Consider the following 6,837-nt stretch of genomic DNA (forward strand, 5'->3'; position numbering starts at 1 on the left):
GCTCCATAGCGGACGTCCAGAGGAACCCAACACGAGACGCAACTCACGATGCCTTACCCGTTTACGCCCAAGAGCGCACTGAAGCTGAAGCTTGGTGACTACTGGTCCGTGCGAAGGGCTGATGGGCTTTTCGCCTTCTTTGTCTACATGGGTCGCTGGGGCGACCTAAGAAGCGGATTCACTGCCGCACTTCTCGACCACCTTCAACCTGGCCCGTATCTTTCCGGGGAGGGTCCGCGACTTCATGTACTGGAAGCTGGCCATCTTCACGTGAAGACGTTTCCCGAGACTTCCAGCGAGATTGCCGGAAACATTGGTCAGCGTCTTGACGTTACCGAAATCAAGCATGCACTCGAAGAGCAGCAGGAAAAGTCCAGGGTATGGGGCTATCGGATGCCGCTGCACAAAGCCGAAAAGCTGCAGAAGAACATTGCGTAGCGACAATGCCCGTACAGACCTCTCAAGCGCCGGCAGTCGGCCAGAACCTGAACTTCGCAACTCCCCTTCAAACGATGACAAGACTATTGAGCGTGGACCTTCGGCGGGGTGTACCGGCGCCAGAAGCATCTCCGGAGTTGAGCGACCTTTATCGGTTGTATGACATCGATGGCTTTCATCTGAACATGGGCAGGCGCTTCGATTCACTCTGGGGTGACGTGCGCGTCCAAGTCAAAGATGACCGGGAGAGTCCGCCGGGGTTGACGGACTTCTTCCGGACGGTTCCTTTTCACATTGTGTCCAAGGGCTTTGTCGAGCTGCTGGAGCGATTCGGCTGTGCTTGCGAGTTTCTGCCGTTGCGGATTCAGTACCGACGGAATTGGCTGCTCGGCGAATACTTCGCTCTCAACGTGCTGAAGGTTGTCGACGACGCCGTGGACCGTGAACTGTCGAAGTTCGCGACTTACGATGAGGGTCCATTGGAAGAGGTAGAGCATCTCGAGCTCAAGGATGCAGTACTCGTCCCGAACCCGATTGCCTATCTAAGCGAAATCAGCTGCTACGCGGTAAGTGATGAGCTGGCGGCGGCAATCTCATCCGCTGGCCTGCGTGGCGTCTCCACGTCTCGGCCACAGGACTTCAGGAGCTAGAGGGACAGCAAGGCTAGCCGACCTGTGACGGCCACATCCGGTCATGCACCGTCATCCTTCAATGAACCCTTGAGGCCAGGCCAGATGCGAGTTTACGTCGACGCCGAAGGCTCGGAACGGCGCAGTGGCCGTCACCAACCCTGCAGCCAGGGCATTCCGACGTTAAAGGCCTGAGCTCAGCTTGAAACTTTCCCCTGCTATTGAGATGAAGAGGGCGTGGCTATGATGCACGCGTCCAACAACGTATCGAGATCGGGAGGAGTCATGACAGCATCGGCCGCGTTACGGGGTCCGCGCGTCGGGCATTTTGTAGTTCTGACTGCGCGTGTCGGCATCGCCATGACGCGTCGTGTCCGACTCATCATCTTGCTTGCCGTACTGCAGGCGTTCGCTGGCCACGGATGGGCCGGAGTACCGCGGGGCGCAGAGTGGAATCCGCCATCACCCGGCTCAGGATGGCATTCATCCAGAGAGATTGCATGCGAAAACTTTCGTACGGCGTTGAATGTCTCGAATCCCAACTACAACTGGGAGGTGACCGCCATCATCGGGACAGGTGATCCACTAACGAATAACTATTGCCGTATCCATGCGGCCGCGAAAGGCAATGGAGGAGATGGCGGTACAGCGGACTACCGACTTTCTGGAAGATTTGCATCGTGCCCGGTCGGGTCGGTGGTTAGCGGCAACGATCTTTCTCAATGTATTTGTGACGCTGCCCGACTTGAGTTTGCGAGCGCATGCTGGGTTCGCACAAACGAGCCACCCGCCGCAATTTGTCGTGCGCCTCTCTCTGTGCAGGCGGGCCTGAGCGTTGGATTTCCGATTCAGCCATCTTCCGGCGAAAAGTACCGTTCCGAGCTTGACTACGCTGACCACGGATCTGCTTCTTTGACGTTCGGTCGTACCTATCGCAGCACGTGGGCGTCCGACGCCTCACGCGAATCCGGAAGCTTGGGCAGGGTTTGGGCGCACAACCACGGCGACAGTCTGAAAGCAGTGCCGGCTGGTACGCCTAGTGGACTGTAACGTTTAAATGGGAAGTATCATTGCGCCATTGGAGGGCGCGATGGACTTGACCGAATCGGAAGTCATGGAACTGCAGCAGCGAGCGAATGCGAGGACCGGTCGGGCCGATTCGGCGCGACATGCCCGTCTGATCCTGCTGCTTGCGGACGGCCTGACTTGGGCCGAGATCCGCGCCAAGCTCGATTGCAGCGACAGCTACATCGATCGCTGGAGCAAGCGATTTGCCGCTGATCGTTTGGCGGGACTCTTCGCTCGCCATGCAGGGCGCGAACGCTACAAGGTCACCGATCGCATCGAGGCACGCGTGCTCGCACGCACGACAAAGCACAAGCCCGCCGATGGCTCTACGCACTGGTCCACGCGCAAGCTCGCCGCAGAACTGGGCGGTGACATCTCGCACATGACGGTGGCGCGCATCTGGGCCAAGCATGGCATCAAGCCGCATCGGCTCGAGGGCTATCTCGCCTCCAACGATCCGGACTTCGAGACCAAAGCCGCCGACGTGATCGGGCTGTATCTGAACCCGCCGCAGCATGCGGCGGTATTCAGTGTGGATGAGAAGACCGCAATCCAGGCGCTGGATCGCAAGGACCCGGTGCTGCCGCTGTCGCCCGGACGCGCTGAGCGCCATGGGTTCGAATACTTCAGACACGGCACGCTGTCGCTGTACGCCGCCTTCAACACCAAGACCGGTGAAGTGTTCGGCAAGACCGCCACTCGGCACACCTCGGCGGAGTTCGTTGCCTTCCTCAATGACATCGTGGCCAATCAGCCGCGCGGCAAGGAGATCCACGTCATCGCCGACAACCTCTCGGCGCACAAGACCAAACAGGTCGATGCGTTCCTTGCCGAGCATCCGCAGGTCCATATGCACTTCACCCCGACCTACTCGTCCTGGCTCAACCAGGTGGAGTTGTGGTTCTCCAAGATCGAGCGCGACGTGATCGCGCGCGGCGTGTTCACCTCGGTGCCAGATCTCAAGAGAAAGCTCATGCGCTACATCCGCAAATACAACGAACAACCCAAGCCCGTGAAGTGGAAGTACTTCGATCCGACACGGCGAATTACTCCCGATTCAATCGTTACGGCCCACTAGTGCCGTGGTGATTACCAGCGCCGAAGGCTTCGTACGCACCTTCGTGCTGTCGACAGGCGGTTCGGACTGGTCCGCCACCAACAGCGCCGACACCCTGCAGCAGACGACGGGCGGCGGCTGGTCCTACCGCCGTGCCGATGACGACAGCATCTTGAGCTTCGACGCGTCGGGCAAGCTGTTGTCGGCCTCGTCGCGCAATGGCTGGACCCGCACCTATGCGTACAACGCCTCCGGCCAACTCGCCATCATCAGCAACGGCTTCGGCCGCAGCCTGGCCCTCGCGTACAACGGCAGCGGCCAACTGACCACCGTCACCACCTCAGACGCCCGCGTATTCGGCTATGCCTATGACAGCGCGGGTCGCCTCTCTGGCGTAACGTACCCGGATGGCAAGACCCGCGGGTTCGTCTACGAGAACGCATCCTTCCCCCAAGCCCTCACCGGCATCCTCGACGAGAGCGGCGCTCGCTGGGGCACCTTCGGCTATGACGCGCAGGGTCGCGCGATCAGCACGGAGCTCTCTGGCGGGGTGAATCGCTACCAGGTGAGCTATCCCACTGCCGGCAGTGCGACGGTCGTTGACCCGCTGAGCACCAGCCGCAACTACGGCTACAGCACCACCAAGGGCAAGCTCGCTGTCACAGGTGGCTCACTGCCCTCGGGCACCGGTGAATCCGATGCCGCCACTCGCGTCCAGGACGACAACGGCCTGATCACCAGTGAGACCGACTTCAAGGGCGTGGTGACAACAACGACCTGGGATGTGGCCCGCCGTTTGCCCACTACCGTCGTTCGTGCTTCAGGCACCCCTGAAGCGCAGACCGTCACGACCCAATGGCACGCCACCTTCTCGTTGCCGGTGCTGGTGACCGAGTCCGGTCGCACCACCACCTACACCTACGACGACAAGGGCAACGTGCTGTCGCGCGCGAGCACCGACACGGCCTCTTCACCGAACTCCACCCGCACTTGGAGTTGGACCTGGAACGCGCAGGGCCTCGCGGCGACGGAAACCGCCCCCAACGGCGCCGTCACCACCTTCGAGTACGACCCCCTCGGCAACCTGGTGAAGTCCACCAACGTCCTGGGCCACGAGACCCTCTACAGCTACGACAGCGCCAACCGCGTCACCAGCACCACCGCCCCCAACGGCCTGATCACCACCTACACCTGGGACGCCCGCGACCGCCTGCTCACCCGCACCGTCGGAGGCCAGCAGACCACCGCCTTGACCTACATGCCCACCGGCCTGGTCGACACGCTCACCCTGCCCACCGGCCTGGTGCTGAGCTACACCTACGACGCCGCCCACCGTCTCACCGGCTGGAGCAACAACCGCGGCGAATCCGGCAGCTACACCCTCGATGCGATGGGCAATCGCACGGCCGAGCAGGTCAAGAACAGCGCCGGCACGGTCGCCTGGACCACCGCGCGCACCATTAACAACCTCAATCGCCTCTCCTCCAAGACGGATGGCCCCAACGAGACCAACAGCTTCGGCTACGACGCCAACGGCGAACGCGTCACCGAGACCAACGGCCTGAACCAGAGCACCCAGTACGGCCTGGACCCCTTGCGCCGGATCAAGACCATCACCAACGCCGCCAACGCCACCGCCGGCCTGGCCTGGAATGCCCTCGATGCCGTGACCAGCGCCAGCGACTTCAAGGGCGCCGTGACCAACTACGGCCGCGATGCCCTCGGCAATGCCGTCTCCGAAACCAGCGTCGACGCCGGCCCGCGCAGCACCCAATACGACGCCCTGGGCCTGCCCAGCCAGATCGTCGATGCCCTGGGCCAGGCCACCCAGATCCAGCGCGATGCCCTGGGACGCCCGACGCAGCTGAGCTTTGCCGACGGCAAGTCGACCTTCCTGCGCTACGACCTCAGCGGCAGCAGCTACAACGCGACCGGCGCTCCCAACGCCAGCAAGGGCTACCTCTCGGAGATGCAGGACCGCTCGGGCATCACGAGCTACAAGCGCGATGCCTTCGGGCGCGTGGTCCAGAAGACCCAGGTCTTCCCCAACGGCGTCAGTGGCAGCCTCTGGTACAGCTACAACGCGCAGGGTCTGCGCGAGTCGATGACCAATCCTGGTGGATATCCCACGCAGTACCTCTACGATGGGACTGGCAGGCTGGTGCAGATCAATTTCCGAGGCGTTCCGCAGCTCACCAACATCACCTGGAATCCGATGGGCCAGCCCACGGGGTGGACCTGGGCCTTCGGAACCAGCTTCCTCGGCCAGAGCGCCTCGGACATCGCCACGAGCCGAAGCTACGACACCGCGGGCCGGCTGACGCGCGTCACCGCCGGCGGCCAGACCCTGCTGGAGTACGCCTATGACGCCGCCGGCCGGGTGTACTCGCTGACGCAGCAGGTCGCCAGGCCGGACAACCCGGCTGACCCCAACACCCCCGTGAGCATCGCGCCCGTCACCTGGAGCGTCGGCTACGACGCCACAGGGCGAGTCACCAGCTTCAACGCGCCGGACAACACCGCCGGCTTCGGCTACGACGCCAATGGCAACCGCCTGAGCAGCACGCAAACCTTGGGGGCGCAGACCACCAGCCGCAGCTACACCGTGGCCGGCTTGGGCAACAGGCTCACCGGCTTCACCCAAAGCACAGGCGGCACCAACACCAGCGTCACCTACGGCTACAACGCTAACGGCGACATCACCAGCGATGGCCTGCGCAGCTTCAGCTACGACGCCGAAGGCCGCTTGAGCGCCGTGACCACCGGCGCCACCGATGCCTCCCCGACCACGCGCTATGTGCACAACGCGCTGGGCCAGCGGGTGTTCAAGACCGAGCCGCTGTACCCGCCGGCCGAAGGCGACGAGAGCGACCAGGGCTTCATGGCCTCGTTGATCGCCTTCTTCACAAGCTTGTGGAACCCCGCGGCAGCGCCTGCAGAGAATCTTGGCTTCTTTTACGCCTACGACGAGGACGGAACGCTGCTGGGCGAGAGCGGCACGGGCGGCGCGAACAGCACGGGCGAGGCGTTCTACCTCTGGATGCCGACGTCCAGCGGCCCGATCCCGGTCATGATGATCTCGGCGACGTCGCGCTATGCCATCCATGCCGATCACCTGAACACGCCGAGGAGCCTCACGGAGTGGAATGGTGCGCTGGCGTGGCAATGGACCTACTCGGCCTTCGGAGATGCGCAGCCGACGGTGGCGGGCAGGAAGTTCGCGACGGTGGCGCCTGCGCCGGGGGACTTCGAGTTCAACCTGCGGTATCCGGGGCAGACGGCGGACAAGGAAAGTGGTTTGTTCTACAACTACTTCAGGAGCTACAGCCCGAGCACCGGGGCATACCTTCAAAACGACCCGATGGGATTGGCGGCCGGACCGAACCGGCGCATCTACGCAGGCGCCAACCCTCTGATGTTCACCGATCCGTTCGGGCTCATGGAGATAACTGGCAGCAAGCTCCCCTCTGGGGACTATGCCGGCGAATACCGCTACACGTTCTCGTTCGATTGCGGGCCAGGCTGCGTGGATTTCGAGCATGGACTTGACTTCATGTCTGCCGGAAAAGCCTTTTCTTGGCTCAAGCGCATCCACAAACTTCAGGAAAAAACGAGGATGTCAGCTGGCCTCGGTGACGTTGCAGA

At 62.4% G+C, this 6,837-nt stretch carries 5 protein-coding genes; all 5 read left to right on the forward strand.

Going from position 1 to position 6,837, the window contains the following annotated elements:
- Window positions 1-48 precede the first annotated feature (48 nt).
- Complete coding sequence (locus AC3A6X_RS31795) at window positions 49-438, forward strand: hypothetical protein (protein ID WP_487845919.1); 390 nt, start codon at window positions 49-51, stop codon at window positions 436-438.
- Between the two features lie 137 nt (window positions 439-575).
- Complete coding sequence (locus tag AC3A6X_RS31800) at window positions 576-1,088, forward strand: imm11 family protein (RefSeq protein ID WP_487845920.1); 513 nt, start codon at window positions 576-578, stop codon at window positions 1,086-1,088.
- 339 nt (window positions 1,089-1,427) lie between these two features.
- Entirely contained in the window at window positions 1,428-2,117 is a 690-nt protein-coding gene (locus AC3A6X_RS31805; protein ID WP_487845927.1) for a DUF6531 domain-containing protein, read from the forward strand.
- 40 nt (window positions 2,118-2,157) lie between these two features.
- A complete protein-coding gene (locus AC3A6X_RS31810; RefSeq protein WP_487845921.1) occupies window positions 2,158-3,213 on the forward strand; it encodes an IS630 family transposase in 1,056 nt (351 codons plus the stop codon).
- A gap of 4 nt (window positions 3,214-3,217) precedes the next feature.
- Window positions 3,218-6,837 (forward strand): RHS repeat-associated core domain-containing protein (locus AC3A6X_RS31815; RefSeq protein WP_487845922.1); only part of this gene is annotated, 3,620 nt, incomplete at its 3' end.

The organism is Variovorax sp. Soil_C_12, from assembly GCF_057657375.1.

What these genes read in the sequence shown, in the direction of transcription:
- AC3A6X_RS31795 (WP_487845919.1), top strand. Translation starts at nt 49, where the DNA reads ATGCCTTACCCGTTTACGCCCAAGAGCGCACTGAAGCTGAAGCTTGGT.
- AC3A6X_RS31805 (WP_487845927.1), top strand. Translation starts at nt 1,428, where the DNA reads ATGACGCGTCGTGTCCGACTCATCATCTTGCTTGCCGTACTGCAGGCG.
- AC3A6X_RS31810 (WP_487845921.1), top strand. Translation starts at nt 2,158, where the DNA reads ATGGACTTGACCGAATCGGAAGTCATGGAACTGCAGCAGCGAGCGAAT.